The 21563-nt window shown below is 66.8% G+C and carries 17 protein-coding genes; 8 read left to right on the top strand and 9 right to left on the bottom strand.

Features of this window, described 5'->3' with window-relative positions:
* Positions 1 to 95 precede the first annotated feature (95 nt).
* From AC6LKD_RS29290 to AC6LKD_RS29280, 3 genes are all read left to right on the top strand, one after another.
* A complete protein-coding gene (locus AC6LKD_RS29290) occupies positions 96 to 1085 on the top strand; it encodes a Bug family tripartite tricarboxylate transporter substrate binding protein (protein ID WP_498118220.1) in 990 nt (329 codons plus the stop codon).
* Between the two features lie 136 nt (positions 1086 to 1221).
* Positions 1222 to 1524, top strand: a complete 303-nt coding sequence (locus AC6LKD_RS29285; RefSeq protein ID WP_041654015.1) for a double zinc ribbon domain-containing protein — start codon at positions 1222 to 1224, stop codon at positions 1522 to 1524.
* Between the two features lie 24 nt (positions 1525 to 1548).
* Entirely contained in the window at positions 1549 to 2442 is an 894-nt protein-coding gene (locus AC6LKD_RS29280) for a cation diffusion facilitator family transporter (RefSeq protein WP_498118218.1), read from the top strand.
* A 98-nt stretch (positions 2443 to 2540) separates the two neighbouring features.
* Here AC6LKD_RS29280 and coaBC read toward each other — a convergent pair whose 3' ends face one another.
* The 4 genes from coaBC to AC6LKD_RS29260 all read right to left on the bottom strand — a co-directional run bounded on the left by coaBC (position 2541) and on the right by AC6LKD_RS29260 (position 8267).
* The gene (gene coaBC, locus AC6LKD_RS29275; RefSeq protein WP_013394714.1) at positions 2541 to 3740 is read right to left on the bottom strand and encodes a bifunctional phosphopantothenoylcysteine decarboxylase/phosphopantothenate--cysteine ligase CoaBC; all 1200 of its coding nucleotides are present in this window, start codon (positions 3738 to 3740) and stop codon (positions 2541 to 2543) included.
* Positions 3741 to 3908: 168 nt separating this feature from the next.
* On the bottom strand, positions 3909 to 4448 hold the full coding sequence (lspA, locus tag AC6LKD_RS29270; protein WP_498118217.1) for a signal peptidase II: 540 nt from the start codon (positions 4446 to 4448) through the stop codon (positions 3909 to 3911).
* 2 nt (positions 4449 to 4450) lie between these two features.
* Positions 4451 to 7312 (bottom strand): isoleucine--tRNA ligase, encoded by a 2862-nt coding sequence (ileS, locus tag AC6LKD_RS29265; protein ID WP_498118216.1) that lies wholly within the window; start codon positions 7310 to 7312, stop codon positions 4451 to 4453.
* Positions 7302 to 8267: a bifunctional riboflavin kinase/FAD synthetase gene (locus tag AC6LKD_RS29260; RefSeq protein ID WP_013394711.1), complete on the bottom strand. Its 966-nt coding sequence runs from the start codon at positions 8265 to 8267 to the stop codon at positions 7302 to 7304. Before AC6LKD_RS29260 ends, ileS begins: the two co-directional genes overlap by 11 nt.
* 134 nt (positions 8268 to 8401) lie before the next feature.
* On the opposite strand from AC6LKD_RS29260, the gene purN reads away from it, so the two are divergent.
* Positions 8402 to 9058 carry a phosphoribosylglycinamide formyltransferase gene (gene purN, locus AC6LKD_RS29255; RefSeq protein ID WP_085947881.1) on the top strand — a complete coding sequence of 219 codons (657 nt, stop codon included), beginning with the start codon at positions 8402 to 8404 and terminating at the stop codon, positions 9056 to 9058.
* Between the two features lie 1114 nt (positions 9059 to 10172).
* Positions 10173 to 11543, top strand: coding sequence for an RsmB/NOP family class I SAM-dependent RNA methyltransferase (locus AC6LKD_RS29250; RefSeq protein WP_498118219.1), 1371 nt, complete (start codon positions 10173 to 10175; stop codon positions 11541 to 11543).
* 14 nt (positions 11544 to 11557) lie between these two features.
* Here the strand turns inward: AC6LKD_RS29250 and AC6LKD_RS29245 are convergent, their stop codons facing one another.
* Positions 11558 to 11953 carry a hypothetical protein gene (locus tag AC6LKD_RS29245; RefSeq protein ID WP_013394708.1) on the bottom strand — a complete coding sequence of 132 codons (396 nt, stop codon included), beginning with the start codon at positions 11951 to 11953 and terminating at the stop codon, positions 11558 to 11560.
* Positions 11954 to 12308: 355 nt separating this feature from the next.
* On the opposite strand from AC6LKD_RS29245, the gene AC6LKD_RS29240 reads away from it, so the two are divergent.
* The 3 genes from AC6LKD_RS29240 to AC6LKD_RS29230 are packed head-to-tail and all read left to right on the top strand — an operon-like array spanning position 12309 to position 16119.
* Entirely contained in the window at positions 12309 to 13517 is a 1209-nt protein-coding gene (locus AC6LKD_RS29240; RefSeq protein WP_013394707.1) for a DesA family fatty acid desaturase, read from the top strand.
* Entirely contained in the window at positions 13514 to 15808 is a 2295-nt protein-coding gene (locus AC6LKD_RS29235) for a UvrD-helicase domain-containing protein (protein WP_013394706.1), read from the top strand. Before AC6LKD_RS29240 ends, AC6LKD_RS29235 begins: the two co-directional genes overlap by 4 nt.
* Positions 15809 to 15813: 5 nt before the next feature.
* A complete protein-coding gene (locus AC6LKD_RS29230; RefSeq protein ID WP_013394705.1) occupies positions 15814 to 16119 on the top strand; it encodes a chorismate mutase in 306 nt (101 codons plus the stop codon).
* 66 nt (positions 16120 to 16185) lie between these two features.
* On the opposite strand, the gene AC6LKD_RS29225 is transcribed toward AC6LKD_RS29230, so the two are convergent.
* From AC6LKD_RS29225 to AC6LKD_RS29210, 4 genes are all read right to left on the bottom strand, one after another.
* Positions 16186 to 17379: a cytochrome-c peroxidase gene (locus AC6LKD_RS29225; RefSeq protein ID WP_498118215.1), complete on the bottom strand. Its 1194-nt coding sequence runs from the start codon at positions 17377 to 17379 to the stop codon at positions 16186 to 16188.
* Complete coding sequence (locus AC6LKD_RS29220) at positions 17352 to 19985, bottom strand: TonB-dependent receptor plug domain-containing protein (RefSeq protein ID WP_498118214.1); 2634 nt, start codon at positions 19983 to 19985, stop codon at positions 17352 to 17354. The genes AC6LKD_RS29225 and AC6LKD_RS29220 overlap by 28 nt, the downstream gene beginning before the upstream one ends.
* Positions 19986 to 20102: 117 nt before the next feature.
* The gene (locus tag AC6LKD_RS29215) at positions 20103 to 21020 is read right to left on the bottom strand and encodes a FecR family protein (protein WP_498118213.1); all 918 of its coding nucleotides are present in this window, start codon (positions 21018 to 21020) and stop codon (positions 20103 to 20105) included.
* Between the two features lie 2 nt (positions 21021 to 21022).
* Positions 21023 to 21511 carry an RNA polymerase sigma factor gene (locus tag AC6LKD_RS29210; protein WP_013394701.1) on the bottom strand — a complete coding sequence of 163 codons (489 nt, stop codon included), beginning with the start codon at positions 21509 to 21511 and terminating at the stop codon, positions 21023 to 21025.
* Positions 21512 to 21563 lie beyond the last annotated feature (52 nt).

Below are 21563 nucleotides of genomic sequence, written 5' to 3'. Positions count from 1 at the left end.
TTGCCGCACACAGCGATGCGCGGCAAGGCCGGGGCGGACGAGCGGCGAGAGGAGACGAAGCGGGCTTCGTCAATCAATCGTTGGGAGTGTTTTTCATGTTCAGCCGTAATCTGCATCGCGCCGCTGGCGCACTGTTCGCCGTCGCAACCCTGACGGCCGCGCCGGCCTACGCCGCCGACGCCTGGAAACCCGCCAAGCCGGTGCGCCTGTTGGTGGGCTTCGCGCCCGGCGGTTCCGCCGACACCCTGGCGCGCCTGCTGGCCGAGCCGCTGTCGCAGCGCCTGGGCCAGCCCGTCGTGGTCGAAAACCTGGCCGGCGCCGGCGGCAACATCATGGCCTACCGCCTGGCCCAGTCGCCGGCCGACGGCTATACCATCGGCATTGCCGCCGCCGGTTCCATGGCCATTACCCATGTCCTGAATCCCAAGGGCACCAACTACAAGCCGGCGGATTTCACGCCCATCACGCTGGCCGCGGTGCAGCCCAACGTGGTCATCGTCAACAAGGACGTGCCGGCCAACAACCTGGCCGAACTGAAGGAGTATTTCCAGAAGACGCCGACCGCTACCTACGGCACTGCTGGCGTGGGCATTTCCAACCACCTGATCGCCGAGACCATGCTGTACAAGCTGGGCGTGAAGGTGCCGCACGCCGCCTATCGCGGCGCCGCGCCCGTCATCACCGATCTGCTGGGCGGCCATATCGCCATGACGATGGACAACATCTCCACCGCCGCGCCGCTGGCCTCGCAAGGCAAGGTCAAGGCCATCGCCGTGGCTTCGATCAAGCGCGCGCCGCAATTGCCCAACGTGCCGACGCTGGATGAGCAAGGCCTGAAGGGTTTCGACATGCCGACCTGGCAGGGCGTGTTCGCGCCCGCCGGCCTGCCCGCCGACGTGCTGGCTGCCTATTACGCGGCCATGCAGGACGTGCTGAAGCAGCCCGCGCTGGTCGAGAAGATGGCCGGCCTGGGTTCCGAGCCGGTCACCGGCATGACGCCTGAGCAGTTCAGCCAATTCCTGGAGAAGGACCGCCAGCAATGGGCCGACATCGTCAAGGCGGCCAACATCAGCCTGGAACAGTAAGCCAGGTTGCCCCAAAGACCCTCCAGTAACACGGAGGGTTTTTTTATGTTCCACGCTGCCGAGCTTGACTCTGAAGTTACTTCAGGCTTTTTCATGAGGCCTGGCAATACGCCGGAACGGCGATTCGGAGTCTGAAATGGGCATACTGAAGCATCTGCTGGGCGGACAGGGCAGCCGCCATGGTTACGGCGGCCGTCATGGCTACGATGGCCATCGGGGGGGCTCCCACGGCAATCCGCCGCAAAGCGCTTCCTCGCATGCGGCAGGCGTGGCCTGCAATAGTTGCGGCGCGGCGCAGCCTGCGGGCAGCCGGTATTGTTCGCAATGCGGCGCCTCGCTCGCGGCGGCCGCATGTCCCCAGTGCCGTACCGCGCTTGCCCCAGGAGCGAGTTTCTGCGGACAGTGCGGCACCGCGGTCGCGCGCACGGTTCAGCCTTGATTTCCTTCCACGACCAGGACAGCCATGAGCGACAGCCATCAGCACGGTGACGTGCGCGCCTTGCCCGAATCCCGCCTCTGGATCGCCTTTGCATTGACCAGCACGTTCATGCTGGTGGAGATCGCGGGCGGGATGATCACAGGCAGCCTGGCATTGATTTCCGATGCCATGCACATGCTGACCGACGCCATGGCTTTACTGCTGGCGCTGGTGGCGATACGCGCGGGCCGCAAGGCGGCCGACCTGATGCGCACTTACGGCTACGCCCGCTTCGAGATCCTGGCGGCGGCGGTCAACGCGCTGGTGCTGCTGGGCGTGGCGTTCTACATCCTGTACGAGGCCTACCAGCGCTTGTCGGCGCCGCAGGACATCCAGTCGCTGGGGATGCTGGCCGTCGCCGTGGTTGGGCTGGTCGTCAACCTGATCTCGATGCGCCTGTTGGCAAGCGCCAAAGACGAAAGCCTGAACGTGAAGGGCGCCTACCTGGAGGTATGGGCCGACATGCTGGGCTCGATCGGCGTGATCGTCGGCGCCGTGCTCATCTGGTTCACGGGCTGGCGCTGGGTGGATTCCGCGCTGGCGGTAGGTATAGGCTTCATGGTGTTCCCGCGCACATGGGTGCTGCTGCGCGAGTGCGTGAACATCCTGCTCGAAGGCGTGCCGCCGGGCATGAGCCTGCAGGCCGTGCGCGCCGCCATCGCCGGCACGGCAGGGGTGGCCTCCATCCACGACATCCATCTGTGGGCGGTGACGCAGAGTAATCCGATGCTCACGGGCCATGTGGTGCTGGCGCCCGGGGCGGACGGCGAACAGGTGCGCTGCGCCATCGAAGCCCGCTTGCAGGAGGATTTTGACCTGCACCATACGACGCTGCAGATGGAGCGCGAGGATCGTTCGGCCGACGAACACATCCACTGAGCGCGGCCAATCCCGCGGCAGAGCCGCCAGTAAAGAAAAACCCCTGTCCGAGGACAGGGGTTCATCAGCAGCCAGGCCAAGCCGCGAGGCCTGGTTTTTTACTTGCTGGGCACTCTCGCGGCAATCTCGGCGATCAGGCGCCGCGCCGCGTCCAGCTTGTCGCCAGCGGGCAGGGGGTGGGTGCCTTGTTCGTCGAACAGCACCAGTTCAGTGGTGTCCGCGTCCATGACCTTGTGCGCCAGGTTGCCCACCAGCAGCGGAATGCCCTTGCGCGTGCGCTTGGCTTCGGCATGTTCGGCCAGCTTTTCGGTTTCGGCGGCGAAGCCCACGCACCAGGGGCCATTGGGCAGCTTGGCGACTTCGGCCAGGATGTCCGGATTGGGTTCGAATTCCATCACGGGCGCGCCGCCGCCTTCGCTGGTCTTCTTCAGCTTCTGGTTGCTGACGTTCTTCACGCGCCAGTCCGCCACCGCGGCCACGGCGATGAAGATGTCGGCGTCAGCCGCGCTGGCCATCACGGCGTCGTGCATCTGGCGCGCGGTGGTGACCGACAGCGCGGTGACGCCGCGCGGTACCTGTAAGAAGGTGGCGCCGGTGATCAGCGTGACGCGGGCGCCGGCCTCGCGCGCGGCGCGCGCCAGCGCGTAGCCGGTCTTGCCGGAAGAGCGGTTGCTCAGCACGCGCACCGGGTCCACCGGTTCGGACGTGGGGCCTGCGGTCAGCAGCACGTGGCGGCCGGCCAGCAGCTTGGGCTGGAAGAAGGCGATCAGGTCGGTCAGCAGCTCATGCGCTTCCAGCATGCGGCCGTCGCCCGTTTCGCCGCAAGCCTGTTCGCCGGCGGAAGGGCCCAGCACGCTGATGCCATCGGCGCGCAGTTGTTCGACGTTGCGCTGCGTGGCCGGGTTGGCCCACATTTCGCGGTTCATGGCGGGCGCCACCAGCAAGGGACAGGCACGTGCCAGGCATAGCGTGGACAGCAGGTCGTCGGCCATGCCATGGGCCAGCTTGGCCATGAAGTCGGCGCTGGCGGGCGCGATCAGCACCGCGTCCGCGCCGCGCGTCAGGTCGATGTGCGCCATGTTGTTGGGCACGCGGGCGTCCCACGCGTCCACGAACACCGGGCGGCCCGACAGGGCCTGCATGGTGACCGGGGTGATGAAGTGCGTGGCCGCCTCGGTCATTACCACGTCGACGGTGGCGCCTTGTTCGGTCATGCGCCGCACCAGTTCAGCGATTTTGTAGCAGGCGATGCCGCCGGTCAGGCCGAGGACGATGCGTTTGCGGGCGAGGTCGAGCATGAGGGAGGCGGCGGGTTCAGCGCCGTGTAAACGAGGAACGGACAGTGATTTTATTCTGCATTGCGGCATTGCGCCGTTCGCGATGCGTTCAGGGGGCATCAAGCAGGACAAAAACCGTGGGAAAGAGGGGGGAGACCGGGGCATGGCGGCGCCCCGGCCGGGCCGTTTTCAGGCCTGGGTCTTGGCCTTGCGGCCTCGCAGGAGCTCGTCCAGCACCAGCAGCACGGCGCCGCAGGTGATGCCCACGTCCGCCAGGTTGAAGGCGGGGAAGTAGGAGTCGTTCCAGTAGAACAACAGGAAGTCCACCACGTGGCCATAGACCACGCGGTCGATGACGTTGCCGATGGCGCCGCCCAGGATCAGGGTCAGTGCCAGGCTGAAACGCGGCTGGCCGTGAGTGCGGCGCAGGATGATGGTGATGACCACCGCCGCCACGCAGCCCAGGCCGGTGAACAGCCAGCGCTGCCAGCCTTCCTCGGAAGCCAGGAAGCTGAACGCGGCGCCCCGGTTGTACATCAGCGTGAAGTCGAAGACCGGCAGCACGTTGACGCGCTCGCCGTACTGGAATGAGGTGTTGAAGTAGATCTTGGTCAGCTGGTCCAGCACGATGATGAGCAATGCCAGCGCCAGCCAGCCGCCCACGCGCGCCGGTGCGGCGCGGGCGGGGGCGGTGGCGCCCGTCACTCCGGGTTCGGAGGGGCGGGCCATGCTCAAGCCTTGTCGCGGGCTTCGCCCGAGCCGAACAGATTGGACACGCAGCGGCCGCAGATCTCGGGGTGGTCAGCGTCCTGGCCCACGTCCAGGCGCCAGTGCCAGCAGCGTTCGCACTTCTTGTGCGCCGACGGCGTGACCTCGATGCGGGTGTCGCCTTCGCCTGCATGCACGGTGGCGCGCGAGACGATCAGCACGAAGCGCAGGTCGTCGCCCAGGCTGGCCAGCAGTTCCTGGTCAGCGCCGTTGGCGTACAGATCGACTTCGGCCTGCAGCGAGGAACCGATGTCGCCGGCCGTGCGCACTTCTTCCAGCTTGCGCTGGACTTCGGCGCGGATGGCGCGCAGACGGGTCCACTTGGCCGACAGCGCGTCTGCGTCCGCGAACGGCGGCAGGGCGTGGTAGACCTCGGTGAAGATGGTGGTGCGGGCGGCGTCGGCCTGATTCTTCAGGGCCGAGTTGACCAGTTCCTTCCAGGCTTCTTCGGCGGTGAAGGACAGAATCGGCGCCATCAGCTTGAGCAGCGTCTGCGTGATGTCCAGCAGGGCCGTCTGGGCCGAGCGGCGCGCGCGGCTGTCCACGGCCGAGGTGTACAGGCGGTCCTTGAGGATGTCCAGGTAGAACGCGCCCAGGTCTTCCGAGCAGAACGTCTGCAGGCGCGAGACGGCCGGGTGGAAGTCGTAGCGTTCGTAGTTGGCCTGGACTTCCGCCTGCATCTGCGCCGTCATGGCCAGCGCGTAGCGGTCGATCTCGAAGAGTTCGCCGTAGGGCACGGCCTGCGTCACGGCGTCGAAGTCGGCCAGGTTGGCCAGCAGGAAGCGCAGCGTGTTGCGGATGCGGCGGTAGCCTTCGACCACGCGCTTGAGGATCTCGTCCGAGATGGACAGTTCGCCCGAGTAATCGGTGGAGGCCACCCACAGACGCAGGATTTCCGCGCCCAGCGAGTCGGACACCTTTTGCGGGGCGATCACGTTGCCCACCGACTTGCTCATCTTGCGGCCCTGGCCGTCCACCACGAAGCCGTGCGTGAGCAGGGCCTTGTAGGGCGGTTGGCCGTAAAGCATGCAGCCGGTCAGGAGCGACGAATGGAACCAGCCGCGGTGCTGGTCCGAGCCTTCCAGGTACAGGTCGGCGGGCCAGGCGAGTTCAGCGCCGTGCGAACCGGCGAAGTCGCCGTCCTTGCCGCCCAGCACGGTGGCGTGGGTGCTGCCCGAGTCGAACCACACGTCCAGCGTGTCGCGGTTTTTTTCATACTGGTCGGCTTCGTCGCCCAGCAGTTCGCGCGGATCCAGCGTCTGCCAGGCTTCGATGCCGCCTTGCTCGACGCGCTGTGCCACCTGTTCCAGCAGTTCGGACGTGCGCGGATGCAGCGCGCCGGTTTCCTTGTGCACGAAGAAGGCCATCGGCGTGCCCCACTGGCGCTGGCGCGACAGGGTCCAGTCCGGACGGTTGGCGATCATGGCGTGCAGGCGGGCGCGGCCCCAGGCCGGATAGAAGGCCGTGGCGTCGATGCCGGCCAGCGCCGATTCGCGCAGGGTCGGGCTGCCGTCCTTGGGCGTCACGTCCATGCCGGCGAACCACTGGCTGGTGGCGCGGTAGATGATCGGGGTCTTGTGGCGCCAGCAGTGCATGTAGCTGTGCTTGTGCTTTTCTACGTGCATCAGCGCGCCGGCTTCCTGCAGCGCCTCGACGATCTTGGGGTTGGCGTCCCAGATGGACAGGCCGCCGAACAGCGCCAGGCTGTCCACGTACTTGCCGTCGCCCATGACCGGGCTGATGAAGTCGGTGTCCTTCATGCCGTGCTCCTTGCACGACACGAAGTCCTCGATGCCGTAGGCCGGCGCCGAGTGCACCACGCCGGTGCCGGAGTCGGCCGTCACGTAGTCGCCCAGGTAGGCGGGCGACTTGCGGTCGTAGGCGGCATTGAACTGCGCCAGCGGATGGCGGAACTCGATGCCCGACAGCGCCGCGCCCGGAGCGGTGGCGATGACTTCGCCTTCCAGGTTCCAGGCCTTCAGGCAGGCCTCGACGCGCTCTTTGGCGATCAGCAGCAGGGGGCCGAACTTGGGAACCGGCGACACGCGCACCAGCGCGTATTCGATTTCGGGATGCAGGTTCAGCGCCTGGTTGGACGGGATGGTCCAGGGCGTGGTGGTCCAGATGACGATGGCGCCATCTTCCACCGAGTCCAGGCCGAAGGCGCTGGCCAGCTTGGCGTGTTCGGCGAACGGGAAGGCCACGTCCACCGCCGGGTCGACGCGGTCGGCGTATTCGACCTCGGCTTCGGCCAGGGCCGAGCCGCAGTCGAAGCACCAGTTCACGGGCTTCAGGCCGCGGAACACGTAGCCCTTGTCCAGGATGCGGCCCAGCGCGCGGATTTCGTCGGCTTCATTGCTGAAGTTCATCGTCATGTAGGGACGATCCCACTCGCCCAGCACACCCAGGCGCTTGAAGTCCTTGCGCTGGCGGTCGATCTGTTCGAGCGCGTAGGCGCGGGCCTTGGACTGCACTTCGGCCACGGGCAGGTGCTTGCCGTATTTCTTTTCGATCTGGATTTCGATCGGCATGCCGTGACAGTCCCAGCCCGGCACGTAATGCGCGTCATAGCCGGCCATGTTGCGGCTCTTGACGATGATGTCCTTCAGGATCTTGTTGACCGCGTGGCCGATGTGGATGTCGCCGTTGGCGTAGGGCGGGCCGTCGTGCAGCACGAAGCGCGGCCGGCCGCGGCTGGCGGCGCGGATTGCCTGGTAGACGTGGTTTTCCTCCCACTGCGAAATCCAGGCGGGCTCGCGCTTGGCGAGGTCGCCCCGCATGGGGAAGGAGGTATCGGGCAGGTTGAGGGTCTTTTTATAGTCCATGAACGGCAAAATAGGCGCGCGCGTTTCGCGCGTCTTCGGCGATGGCGGCAGTCAGGGAAGGGAGGTCAGGAAATTTTTCTTCGTCCCGCAGCTTTTGCAGGAATTCGACGCGTACGAGTTTACCGTAAGCGTCGATGGTCTCGTCGAGCAGGTGTGACTCCAGCAGCACGCGGCCGCGGTCTTCGACGGTGGGGCGCACGCCCAGGCTGGCGACCGCCGGCAACGGACGGTCGGCCAGGCCGTAGACTTGCACCACGTAGATACCGGAGCGCGCGGCGCAGCGCTCCGCCACGCGCAGGTTCATGGTGGGGAAGCCCAGTGTGCGGCCCAGCTTCTGGCCGTGGATCACGTGGCCGCTGATGTGGTACGGGTGGCCCAGCAGGTGGCGGGCGCGTTCCAGATCGCCCACAGCCAGCGCGGTGCGCACTTCGGAACTGGAGATCCGGTGGCCTTGCTGGTCGGTCACGTCCGCCAGCGTCTGCACTTCGAAGCCATGGCGCAGGCCGGCCTCGCGCAGCAGGTCGATGTCGCCGCTGCGCTTGTGGCCGAAGCGGAAATCCTCGCCCACCAGCAGCCATTTGGCGTGCAGGCCCTGGACCAGCAGTTGTTCGATGAAGGCGTTGGCCGACATTTCAGCCAGGCGGGCGTTGAAGCGCTCCACCACGACCTGGGAGATGCCGTAGCGCGCCAGCGCGGCCAGTTTGTCGCGCAAACCCGAAATGCGGGTGGGCGCCAGTTCCGGGCGTTGGTTCAGGGTGGCGAAATACTCCCGCGGATGCGGCTCGAAGGTCATCACGGCGGGCGTCAGGTTGCGGTCGCGCGCGACCTGGCAGACGCGCGCCAGCATGGCCTGGTGTCCGCGGTGGACGCCGTCGAAGTTGCCGATCGTCAGCGCGCAAGGGGCGCGCCGGTCGGGCGGGGGCAGGGATCGGTAGATGCGCAGCGATGGTTTCACGAGCGAGAGTTTACAATTTTGGATTCCGGGTTTGTTCCTGTTTCCTCCTGACGCGCGTCCAGGCTGTTGCCGCACGCGGGATTCTGGAGGGCGGACGGGCCCGATTTCCCTTGGAATTCCTTATCTTGCCGGAAATATCTACCATCAAGCGCCGCATCGTCATCCTGATCTCGGGACGCGGCAGCAACATGCAGGCATTGGCCGAAGCCTGCCGCAATGAGGGCTGGCCTGCCGAAGTCGCCGCCGTCATCGCCAGCAAGCCCGACGCCGCGGGCCTGGAATGGGCAGCCCACCAGGGCATCCCCACTGGTGCGCTGTACCACAAGGACTACGCCAGCCGCGAAGCCTTCGACGCCGCGCTGGCCGCCGAAATCGACCGCTACGAACCCGATTACGTCATCCTGGCGGGCTTCATGCGCGTGCTGACGCCGGGCTTCGTCAATCACTATGCCGGCCGGCTGGTGAACATCCATCCCTCGCTGCTGCCGGCTTTCCCGGGACTGCACACGCACGCCCAGGCGTTGGCTACCGGCGTGCGCGTGCATGGCTGCACTGTGCATTTCGTCACGCCGGTGCTGGACCATGGCCCCATCATCGCCCAGGGCTGCGTCCCGGTCCTGGCGGGCGATACGCCCGAAGCCCTGGCCGAGCGCGTGCTGGCGGTGGAGCACCGCGCTTTTCCGGCGGCGGTGCGCTGGCTGGCTGAAGGCCGGGTTACCCTGACCAGTGACCACCGGGTGAACGTGCAAGGCGATCCCGACCGCCTGTTCGCCTGGTCGCCGGCCGCCTGAGCGGCCCCGAATCGCATTTTTCGGGCGGAAGCCCTCCGCCCCATTGGAATACACCATGAGCAAACCCCAATCTCCGCGTTCCCGTCCGGCAGGCGCCGCCAGGGCCGCCTCCGAAGGCCGCGACGGTCGGTCCTTCTTCTCGCGCCCCAAGGGCGATGCGCGCACGCCGGTCGCGCGCGACAGCGCCCGTGACGATCGTTCGGGCGGCAGCCGCGACGAGCGCGCCAGTGGTCGTCCGGCGCCGCGTCCTTCCTATGACGCCCCGCGCGGTGAAAACCGTGGCGGCGAGCGCGGCTCCTATGGTTCGGAACGCCGCGAAGGCCGTCCGGGCCCGCGTCCGTCTTATGACGCCCCGCGTGGCGAAAACCGTGGCGGCGAACGCGCCTCCTACGGTTCGGAGCGCCGCGAAGGCCGTCCGGCGCCGCGTCCTTCTTATGACGCCCCGCGCGGTGAAAACCGTGGCGGCGAGCGCGCCCCTTACGGTTCGGAGCGCCGCGAAGGCCGTCCGGGCCCGCGCCCGTCCTATGACGCCCCGCGTGGCGAAGGCCGTGGCGGCGAACGCGCTTCCTATGGTTCGGAACGTCGCGAAGGCCGTCCGGGCCCGCGTCCGTCCTATGATGCTCCGCGCGGCGAAGGCCGTGGCGGCGAACGCGCTTCCTATGGTTCGGAGCGCCGCGAAGGCCGTCCGGGTCCACGCCCATCCTATGACGCTCCGCGTGGCGAAGGCCGCGGCGGCGAACGCGCGTCCTATGGTTCGGAGCGTCGCGAAGGCCGTCCGGGTCCGCGCCCATCCTATGACGCTCCGCGCGGCGAAGGCCGTGGCGGCGAACGCGCTTCCTATGGTTCGGAACGCCGCGAAGGTCGTCCGGACTCGCGTCCGTCCTATGACGCGCCGCGCAGCGAAGGCCGTGGCAGCGAACGCGCTTCCTATGGTTCGGACCGTCGCGAAGGCCGCTCGGACTCGCGTCCGTCCTACGGCGCGCCGCGAGGCGATGATCGCGGTGGCGAGCGGGGCCAGTATGGCGGCCCGCGCGGCGGCGGCAGCGACGGTGGCCAGGACCGCCCGCCCAAGCCCCAGTTCAACCGCCCGCGCCAGTCGCATGCGGCCATCCGTATCGACCAGGTCCAGCGCGTCCTGGGCGAAATCCTGCAGTGGACCTATCCGGCCGACGCGGCCCTGTCGCACTGGCTGCGCCATCACCCCAATCTGGGCGCGCGCGACCGTTCCGAAGTCGCCGAAGCCGTCTACGACGTGCTGCGCCATCTGCGCCGCTACCGCCAATTCGGCGAAAGCGGTGTCGGTCCGGCCTCGCGCCGCCTGGCCATCCTGGGCCTGGCCGCGACGCTGGGCGCCGAGGCCCTGACCGAAGGCATGGACGCCGCTGAAGCCGAATGGTTGCAACGCGTGTCGCAGATCGATCTGGCCACGCTGCCGCGCGCCGTGCGCGGCAGCATTCCGGACTGGCTGGACGAGCGCCTGGGCGCCATGGACAGCCCCGAAACCCTGATCGAGGCGCTCAACCGCCAGGCCAGCCTGGACTTGCGCGTCAACCCGTTGAAGGTCGAGCGCGACGCCATGCTGACGGAATTGCAGCAGGGCGCCGGCCGCTACGAGCCCGTCGCCATGCCGTATTCGCCCTGGGGCATCCGCATGGAAGGCCGCCCGGCCATCAATCGCTGGCCGCAGTTCGAGAACGGCAGCATCGAAGTCCAGGACGAAGGCAGCCAACTGCTGGCCCTGCTGGTGGCGCCGCGCCGCGGCGAAATGATCATCGACTTCTGCGCTGGCGCGGGCGGCAAGACGCTGCTGCTGGGCGCGCTGATGCGCTCCACCGGCCGCCTCTACGCCTTCGATGTGTCGGCGGCCCGCCTGGCGCGCGCCAAGCCGCGCTTCGCCCGCAGCGGCTTGTCCAACGTGGTGCCCGTGGTCATCGACAGCGAAAACGATGCCCGCGTCAAGCGCCTGGCCGGCAAGGCCCAGCGCGTGCTGGTCGACGCGCCGTGCAGCGGCATCGGCACCCTGCGCCGTAATCCGGACCTGAAATGGCGCCAGCACCCAGAGGCGCTGGCCGAACTGGGCCAGTTGCAGGAACGCATTCTCAACAGTGCGGCGCGCTGCGTCGCGCCGGGCGGTCGCCTGGTTTACGCCACCTGCAGCCTGCTGGCCGAGGAAAACGAGGTGCAGGCCGAGCGCTTCCTGGCCAGCCACCCCGATTTCGAGCGCCTGGACGCCGCCGAAATTCTGGCCGCCCGCTGCGAAACCCTGAAGCTGGACGGACCCTACGTCCAACTGCGCCCTGACGTGCACGGCACCGACGGCTTCTTTGCCGCGGTGTTCGAACGCAGGAAGAAGGGCGCGGCAGCCGGGGCTGAGAACGCCGAGGCAGCGAACGCCGACGATGTCCGCGCTGAAACTCCGACCGAAGCATCGGCGGAAACGCCGGCCAAGGAAACCGCGGCCGGCCCGCAGGATCAGCCGGCCTGAACGGGCACGCCGGGTCAGGGACCCGGCGTCACCACCACCGTGGCGCTGTAGCGCCGCGTGCCGAGCGTCTTGTTTTGGTACTTCACTTCCCAGGCCAGGCTGTCATTGCCGGGCTGGTCGGCCTGGTAGACCACCTGGGATACCGGCACGGCCTGGTAGGCGCAACGGCCGGAATCGCTGGACTGGCCACGCGTCTGCATGATGTTGGCCTTGCCCAGGCGCGGCATCATGGTCAGCGATACCCGCGGCGCGCGCAGCGCCAGGCAGTCCGCGCCGCGGATCTCGTAGTACGAGGCCAGCACGGCGACGTCGCCCGACTTCACCGTCTGTGCGGGAACGGAGGCAGGCAGGGCGGCTGCCAGCGCGGCCACGGTACAAAATAATTGGGGACGTATTTTTTTCAGCAACATCAGTTGGGCAAAAGAGACAGTTTGGTCAGCAAAGCACCCGCAGTGTGCGCCTGCCGCGAGTCTGCTTCAAGACCGGATGCCCAGCTGACAGGAACTTTAACGACGAAATCCAGCCCAAACCTTGCGCCTTCGCGTATGCCCCCCACGTTCCCTGGGGAGGACGGCCCTAGCGCCGCGTGCCGCAAGGCTCGGCCTCGCAACCTTCGTTTTTGGCGGCGAGAGTGGTTTTTTGCCCTGAAAAACCGAGGCTTAGTCCTTGATTTCGCTCAAAAACTATTTTGAAACTACCTTGTCATAAGTCGGTCAAGGTAAGCTAAACTCCAGGCACTTCTCTAGCGAGGCTCCTAACAGCTTTATGGATTACATCCTTTCCTTCATTGCCGGCGGTCTGACCCAAGCTACTTGGTGGCAGGTCGTCGTGTTCACTCTGGTTGTGACGCACATCACGATTGTGGCGGTCACGGTCTTTCTCCATCGCAGCCAAGCGCACCGGGGTCTGGATCTGCATCCGGCCGTCATGCACTTCTTCCGCTTCTGGCTCTGGATGACGACCGGCATGGTCACCAAGGAATGGGTGGCCATTCACCGCAAGCACCACGCCAAGTGCGAAAAGGAAGGCGATCCCCATTCGCCTATCCTGTTCGGCATCTGGAAGGTGCTGTTCCGCGGCGCGGAACTGTACCGCGAAGAATCGAACAACAAGGAAACCATGGCCAAGTTCGGCCACGGCACGCCTGACGACTGGCTCGAGCGCAACGTCTACAGCAAGCACAGCCTGTGGGGCGTGCTGAGCATGCTCGCCATCGACGTCGCCCTGTTCGGCGCCATCGGCGTCACGGTGTGGGCCGTGCAGATGGCCTGGATTCCCTTCTGGGCCGCCGGCGTCGTCAACGGCATCGGCCACTACTGGGGCTACCGCAACTACAACAGCCCGGACACCAGCACCAACGTGTTCCCCTGGGGCATCGTGATCGGTGGCGAAGAACTGCACAACAACCACCACGCCCACGGCACGTCGGCCAAGTTCTCGGCCAAGTGGTACGAGTTCGACATCGGCTGGTGCTACATCAACATCCTGAAGTTCTTCGGCCTGGCCAAGATCAAGAAGGTTGCGCCCAAGCTCAAGCTGGACGACAGCAAGACCGGCATCGACCTGCGCACCCTGCAAGGCGTGATCACGCACCGCTACGAAGTCATGGCCCGCTATGCGGACGTGATCAAGAGCGCGGCCCGCGAAGAGCTGGCCAAGCTGAAGGATTCGCGCAACAAGGGCAGCGCCGAGTGCGACTGGACCAAGCTGCACAGCGTGCGCCGCGCCATCCACCGCAACGAGGACATCCTCCAGCCCGAACAGGTTGCCGCCGTGGACCAGGCCATCGCCCAGAACAAGTCGCTGGCCACGCTGGTGCAGATGCGCCGCGAACTCGGCCGCATCTGGGAAAGCTCCAGCGCCAGCAGCGAACAGCTTCTTCATGACCTGCAGGCCTGGTGCCAGCGCGCCCAGCAAAGCGGCATCGCCGGGCTCGAGCAATTCGCTCAACGTCTGCGCCGCTACGCGGCATGATGCTAGAGAAGCTCAATCCTGAACAACGCGCCGCAGTAACGTTAGAACCGCAGCACGCCCTGGTCTTGGCCGGGGCGGGCAGCGGCAAGACCCGGGTGCTCACCACCCGCATGGCCTGGCTGATTCAAACCGGCCAGGCCTCGCCTTTTGGGCTGCTGGCGGTCACGTTCACCAACAAGGCGGCGCGCGAGATGCTCGCGCGCATGTCGGCCATCCTGCCGATCGATACGCGCGGCCTGTGGATCGGCACCTTCCACGGCTTGTGCAACCGCATGCTGCGCGCGCATCACCGCGATGCCGGCCTGCCGCAGAGCTTCCAGATCCTGGACGTCACCGACCAGCTCGCGGCGATCAAGCGGCTGATGAAGGCCAACGGCGTCGACGACGAAAAGTATCCTCCCCGCGATGTGCAGCGCTTCATCAACGGCGCCAAGGAAGAGGGCCTGCGCCCCGCCGACGTCGAAGCCTACGACGCCCATCGCCGCCGCCTGATCGAGATCTACCAGCTCTACGAGGCCCAGTGCCTGCGCGAGGGCGTGGTGGACTTCGCCGAGCTGCTGCTGCGCGCCTACGAACTGCTGTCGCGCAACGCGCCCGTGCGCGAGCACTACCAGCGCCGTTTCCGCCACATCCTGGTCGACGAGTTCCAGGACACCAACACGTTGCAATACAAGTGGCTGCGTCTGTTGGCCGGCGGTGGCGCCGCGATCTTCGCGGTGGGCGACGACGACCAGTCCATCTACGCGTTCCGCGGCGCCAACGTCGGCAACATGGCCGACTTCGAGCGCGATTACGCGCGCGGCACCGTGATCCGCCTGGAGCAGAACTACCGTTCCTTTGGCCACATCCTGGATTCGGCCAACGCGCTGATCGGCCACAACACCGGCCGGCTGGGCAAGAATCTCTGGACCGAGCAGGGCGACGGCGAGCCGGTGCGCGTCATCGAGCAGCCGTCCGACGGCATGGAAGCGCAGTGGATCGTGGACGAGATCCGCTCCCTGATCCGCGAAGGCAGCCTGCGCCGCGAGATCGCCGTGCTCTACCGCAGCAACGCGCAGTCGCGCGTGCTGGAACACGCCATCTTTTCCGCCGGCATTCCCTACAAGGTGTACGGCGGCCTGCGCTTTTTCGAGCGCCAGGAAATCAAGCACGCGCTGGCCTACCTGCGCCTGATGGCCAATCCGCACGACGATACCTCCTGGATGCGGGTCGTCAACTTTCCCACGCGCGGCATCGGCGCGCGCACGCTGGAACAATTGGGCGACGCCGCGCGCGCGCACGACACCAGCCTGTACGCGGCCGTGGCCCTGGTGCCCGGCAAGGGTGGTTCCAACTTGGCGCAGTTCGCGCAGCTGATCCATCGCCTGATCGAAGAGACCCGCGACCTGCCGCTGCCGGAAATGGTCGAGCACATGCTCGAGGCCAGCGGCCTGAACGCGCACTACAAGGCCGAACGCGAAGGCGCGGAACGCCTGGAAAACTTGAATGAACTGATCACGGCCGCGGCCGTGTTCGCGTCCGAGGAAAACTACGACGGCATGCCCGCTGGCGTGGTGCCCGAACAGGACACGGCCTCCACGCTCAATGCGGGCGTGGTGGACGCGCCCATTGTGGCGTCCGACGGCCTGACCCCGCTGGCGGCGTTCCTGTCGCATGCGGCGCTGGAAGCCGGCGATAACCAGGCCCAGCAGGGCCAGGACGCCGTCCAGCTCATGACCGTGCATGCGGCCAAGGGCCTGGAGTTTGACGCCGTGTTCATCACCGGCCTGGAAGAGGGGCTGTTCCCGCACGAGAACAGCGTCCTGGAAGCTTCCGGGCTGGAAGAAGAACGCCGCCTCATGTACGTGGCCATCACGCGCGCGCGCCAGCGCCTGTACATCAGCCTGGCACAAAGCCGGATGCTGCATGGCCAGACGCGCTACGCGATGCGTTCTCGCTTCCTGGACGAAATTCCGGAACAGCACCTGAAGTGGCTGTCGCCCAAGGCCGGTCTGGCCCAGGTCGGCGGCACGGGCGCGGGCTGGGGTGGAGGCAATCGGGGCGACGCTTTCGGACGCAAGCCCACCAATACTATTGCGCCGCGTCAACCGCGTGGCGTCGCTACCGGTGTCACGGTGGGCGACAAGCAGTATCGTGTGGGGCAGGGCGTGCATCACGCGCGGTTCGGCGATGGCACGATCGTGAGCCTGAGCGGAGCAGGGCAGGACGCCCAGGCTGAAATCCAGTTCCGCGACGTGGGCGCCAAGACCTTGGCGCTGGGCATCGCCAAACTCGATATTGTTCAGGGTTGACACACATGGCCAACAACGATTCTCCCAAAGCTGAGTTGGCGTCGCTGCGCGCCGAGGTCGATGAAATCGACCAGCAGATCATGCTGCTGCTGGGCGTGCGGTTCCGTTGCACGGACATGATAGGCGAGCTCAAGCGCGACCTGGGCATGGACCTGGTCGATCCCCAGCGCGAGGAACAGCAAGTCGAGCGCATCCGTCGCCTGGCGCAAGAGGCGGGCGTGCCGCCCGCCCTTGCCGAAACCATCCTGCGTGAAGTGATCGACACCGTGGTCGACCACCACACCCGCCTGCGCGAGCGTCCGTACTCGTAATGCCAGGACGGCGGCGCCGGGGATCTGCATCCGCAGAAATCCCGCGCGCCGCCTTTCCCTTTCTTCCTACAAGACCCGCATGAACGCCAGCAAGGCGTCGATTTCGTCCGCGCTCAGTTCCAGCGGCCGGATGTGCTCGGACTTGCGCGGCGCGTACGGATCGGGCGGATCGGCGGGCGCCGGATCGCGGCCCATGCCGGCGTTGTACATCCGCAGTAAACCCTTGAGGTCCGCGAACAGCCCGTTGTGCATCCAAGGGCCGGCGCGCGACACATTGCGCAGGCTGGGCGTGCGGAACTGACCCAGGTCGGCGGGATCGCGGGTCGCTTCGTAGCGGCCCAGGTCCTGATTGCGGCGGCCATAGAACGACAGGCCGATGTTGTGGAATTGATGGTCGGTCAGCATCGGGCCGCTGTGGCAATTCATACAGCGCGCCTGCGTGCGGAACAGATGCATGCCGATCAACTCGGTATCGTCCAGCGCCTGGGAACGGCCTTCCAGGAATTCGTCAAAGCGCGTCGGCTCCGGACGCAACGTGGCGACGTAGGCCGCCAACGCGCGCGCCAAGCGGTCCGCGTCCACCGGCGGTTGCGGCGCAGAGGCCGCGCCGAACGCCAGCAGGAACTGCGCCGGATATGGCTCGGTTTCAAGCAGGCGCGCCACGGCGCCGCCGGCGTCATGGTTCATTTCGCGGGGATCGTGAATGGGGCCCAGCACCTGCTCCTTCAGGCTGGCGGCGCGCCCGTCCCAGAATAGCCGCGGTGCGAACGGAGCCGCGTACAGCGGGGTTGAGCGCCGCCTGCCCATCAGTCTGTCTTCGCCCACGGCCAGCGCGAGCCCGTCCGTGAAGGCGCGCTGCGGCAGGTGACAGGAAGCACAGGACACCTGCCCCTTGCGCGACAGCGCGGTATCGAAGAACAGCATCTGCCCCAGAGTCACGACCGCCGGACGCGCGACGTCGGCGGCCAACTCCTGCTGGCCGGCATTGGCGGCGGTCCAACTCAGGGGTGGGCTGGTGGCAGGGGGCACTGCACTCCATTCGCGCCAGGCCACGCCGGGATCGATGGAAGGCGCGGGCCAGGACGCGGGTGGCCCCGAGTAGTGCGGCCGCAGGCAAGCCGCATCCCAGCCCGCCGGCCCGTGGCAGCCGGACGGGCCGGCGGCCGGCGTCCGGGCCTGGCCGCCGTCCCCGCGAACCAAAGGCGTCGCCAGCGCCAGCGCCGCGCCCAGGATCAGAAGCGATAACCGACTTGCAGCCATAGTTCCCGTCCCGTCTGGTAGGTACTGCGATCGGTCTTGACGTTCGGATTGCTGGCCGTCAGGGCAGGTCGGCGGTCCAGCACGTTCAGGACTTCGACCGTGAATTCCAGGCTGCGCGCGAACGTGGGATTCCAGGAAAGCTTGGTGTCCCAGGTCCAGTAGGACGGGATCTCGCCGGATTCGAAGCGCTCCAGATACTCGGGCCGCGGACCCACTCCCACATAGACGGTGGCGTCGCGCTTGCTGCGCCAGTTCACCATGTTGCTCCAGGTCAGGCCCGCGCGCGGCCACGCGCCCGTCAGGCTGAGCGTGGCGATCTGCGGCTGGTAGAAGGAGCTTGGCGGCAGATCGATGGCGCGCAGGCGCGAGCCGTTGTATATCACGTAGTCGCCGGGGTCGCGCGCGTCGCCGTTGTAGCCGTCGACCAGGTCTGCGTTGGTCTTGCGCTTCTGCCAGCTCCAGCTTGCCTGCATGTTCCAGCGCGTTTCGCCCAGGCGCCAGGGCTCCAGCGTGCGCAGCGACAGGCTGACGCCGTCGGTGGTGGACAGGCCGTCGTTGGTGTAGCGGTAGCCGTCCTTGTCGTTGCCGGTCGTGGCCCACTGGTCGCGGCCGTTGCGGCGTACATAGCTCAGCACGCCTTCCATGCCCGCCATGCGCTGGCGCAGCGAGACCGCCCATTCGTCGTCATAGGGCATGCGCAGGCCCTTGTACTGGACGTAGTACTCCTTGCTGCCGTCCGCCACAGGCTTGCCGTTCTTGTCCAGCACCTGGCGTCGCAGGCGGCTACGTTCCTCTCTGAGCGCCGTCTCCAGCACGCCGGCCCCGTAGTACCGCGACCAGCCGGCGCTGAGCAGGATATCGCCCGAACCGAACATGTCCCAATCCAGCCGCGTGCGCGGCGACAGGTTGCTGTTGCCGAGGAAGGTCTCGCGGTCGTAGCGCAGGCCGGCGTCCAGCGCCAGCCGTTGCCATTCGATGCGGTCCGACAGATAAAGGCTGGCCATGTTGTAGTTCACGTCCACGGTGCCGGGCAGGTAGCGGACCTTACTGAAATCCCGATAGCTGCCGTCGCGGTTGTAGGCGCGCTGGTAGGAGTGGCTTTCCTGGAAACGCTCGAAGTTGGCCTGCACCTGGTTCAGTTCCGCGCCTGCATATGGACTGTGCGTGAACACGCCCGTGCGCACCGGATCCAGGTCGACCCGGCCCTTCAGCGTCCAGGTGTCCTGGCGCGTCTGCTCCTTGCCGAAGCCGCCCGCGGTGTACCGCGGCAGCTGGTAGGGGCTGAATGTCACCAGCTCGTCACCCACGGATTCGCGGTTGCTCAGCGACCGGTCCCAGCCCGCCTGCAGCGCAAGCCGGCCGCCCTGGAAGTAGTGGTCTACGTTGACGCCTATGCCGCGCGCCTCATGATTGTTGTCCCAGCGCGTGTGCCGGAACAGGTCGCTGGCCAGGGTTTCGCTGCGGTCGCTGTATTTCAGCGTCAGGTCGGCCGTGGTATCGGCGCTGGCGCGCACGCTGAACTTGCCCAGAAAGTTGTCAATCCGGTCGCTGTAGGCCGCCTGGCCCGGCGCCGGCTGCCCCTTGTCATCCACGCCCATGTTCCAGCGGGTGATGTCCGATTCGCGGCGCGACATGGCCAGCACGGTGCCTGATTTTTCGTTGAAGGCGAGGTCGCCCACGGCGGAGTAGAAGCGCTTTTTCCATTCCGGCGAATAGCCCGGCTTGCCCTGCGCCCAACTGTTTTGTTCGCCCTCGGCCACCTCCTGCCGCGTCATTTTGGAAGTGTTCCAGCGGTAGTCCAGATTCAAGCGGTTTTCGCCGGAAAAGCGGCGCAATCTGGCGTCCACCACGCCGCCCGTGAAGCGGCCGTACTCCACGGGTACGAAGCTGTCGTGTACGCGCACTTCCTCCAGCAAGCTCGTGTCGACGAAGTACGACTGCGGATTGCTGGGCACATTGCCGACCTGCAGGTTCAGGTTCTTGCTGGCCGGGTCCACGCGGTTGGTCGCGTCCATGCCGTCGAGCTGGAACAGGTTCTGGTAGGGGCTGGAGCCGTGGAAGGATATGTCCTCCACATTGAGCGAGCCGCGGTTCTGCGAGCCGGCGGCGCCTGGGTTGGTGCGTACCGCCGGATGCGTCGCCACCAGCGTGCTGAGGTCGCGGTTGGAACTGGGCGTCTCGGCGATGTCCTCGCGGGTATAGATGCGCTCGCCGATCTGTTCGCCATAGACCCGTACGGCGTCCAGGCGCAGGGCGGAAAACAGGTTGGTCTTGTCTACGTAGACGATGTAGCGGCCCGGCCCCTCCGCGCGCAAAGCCAAGCCGGACCCCGCCAGCAGGTGGTTCAGCGCGAGCAGCGGCGAATACTCACCCTGCAGCGGGGGCGAGGTCTTGCCCGCCACCGCCGCAGGCGGAAACGAAATCTCCAGGCCGGCTTGCCGGCCCAGCGCCAGCAGCGCTTCGCCCAGCGGTTGCGCCGGCATGTCGTAGGCGGCGCGCGCGGCGGGCTGGGCGGCGCTTGGCGAGACCGTGATCAAGGCGGCGATGAGCAGCGCTGCGGAAGCGCTGGACCGGCGAACGCGCCGGTTGATGGGGTGAAACTGCATGAATGCGTCCAGGCGGGTGTTGATATCAGCCGTAGGACGTGTCCAGGCGCGAACTACCTCATCGGATTGCTCATGAATAATTTATATCGATTCTCATTTACCGATTGAGGATAAGCTTCATCGCACGATCAGCAGGCCGGGCAGTTCGGTGATGCCGACCTTGGCCTGCGCCAGCAGCAGCGCCAGGGCGCGCTTGGGATCGCCGATGCTGGCGGTGCCTGACACGCGCAAACTCCGTGCTGCCTCACCCAGCACCAGGATGTGCTTGCCGCCATAGCGGGAGAGTCGGGCCGCGGCCTCGGGCAAGGCGACATCGTTGAATGCCAGCAGGCCCTGGCTCCAGTCCGGAGCCGGTTCTTGCGCAGCGGCGAGGCGCAGGATGCCTGTTGCCGACACGGCAGCTCCCTGGCCCGCGTCCAGCGTCAGACTCTGCCCATCCTGGCAGGTCAGGCACTGGACCGCCACGCGATGTTCGTAGACCACCACGCGCGAGCCGTCGGCTTCGCGCGCGACGGAGTAGCGGGTGCCCAACGCGGTGGCGGAGGCGTCTGGCGTCACTACCGTGAAATCCGGGCCGCCGGGGGCGCGAGGTGCGACCGTGAACAGCGCCCGTCCGGCCAGGAGCCTGACCTCGCGCTTGCCCGGTGCGAAGTCGATGGCGATGGCCGAATCCGCATCCAGCGTGGCGCTGGAGCCGTCGGGCAGGGCCACGCGGCGCACGTCGGCGCCACTCGTGTAATCGGCGCCGGGATGGGCCGTGCGCAGCAATTGCCAGGCCGGCCAGGCTGCCAGCAACGCCAGCGCCGCTGCAGCGCCACGCTTGCGCGCGCGCCGCGGCGCCAGCTTGCCGCGCTCGATTTCACCTATCCGCCGCCACAGGCGCGCCAGCCGCTCGTAGGCGTCGGCATGGCTGGCGTCCGCCCGGTACCAGGCTTCGAACTCCGCCTGGGCCTGCGCATCCATGCCCTGGCCGCTGTGGCGCACGACCCAGCGCGACGCTTCTTCCTGGGCGCTGCGGATACGGGGGGCAGCCATGGTCAGGACGCCAGTGCCTGGTCGCAGGCCAGCAGGATGCGCATCATGTGCTTTTCCACCGCGCTGACCGAGATCGCGAAACGTTCGGCAATGGCGCGATAGCTCAGGCCCTCGTGCCGGTGCAGTACGAACACATCCAGGCTGCGGCGGGGTTGGGCAAGCAGGGCGGTTTCCAGCCGGCGCAGCATCTGCCGCGCGGCGGCGACATCCAGGGTGTCGGGTTCATGCTGAGGAGGCCGCGAGGCCGCGTAATCGGCGGTGGCCGCCAGTTCGCGGCTGCGGCGCCGGTGCCAGTCGGTGGCGATATTGGCGGCCACGCGGAACACGTAGGCGCGGTCGTTGTCAGGACGCGTCCTGTCCTTGAATTCCGCCAGCTTGATCCAGGTGTCCTGCGCGCAGTCCTGCGCGACGTCGCGCGAGCCAGTGCGCAAAGAGAGGAAACCCAGCACCTCTCGGTAATGGCGGAGAAATACATCCGTGAGCGAAGACATGTCGCTGGCGCCGGGCGCCAGATAGAGTCAAATTCGCGGCAGAGTATAAATG

Source organism: Achromobacter sp. D7-1 (genome assembly GCF_059760445.1).
The sequence above is the reverse complement of the archived record's forward strand: the minus strand, read 5'-3'. Positions and strand labels throughout refer to the sequence as shown.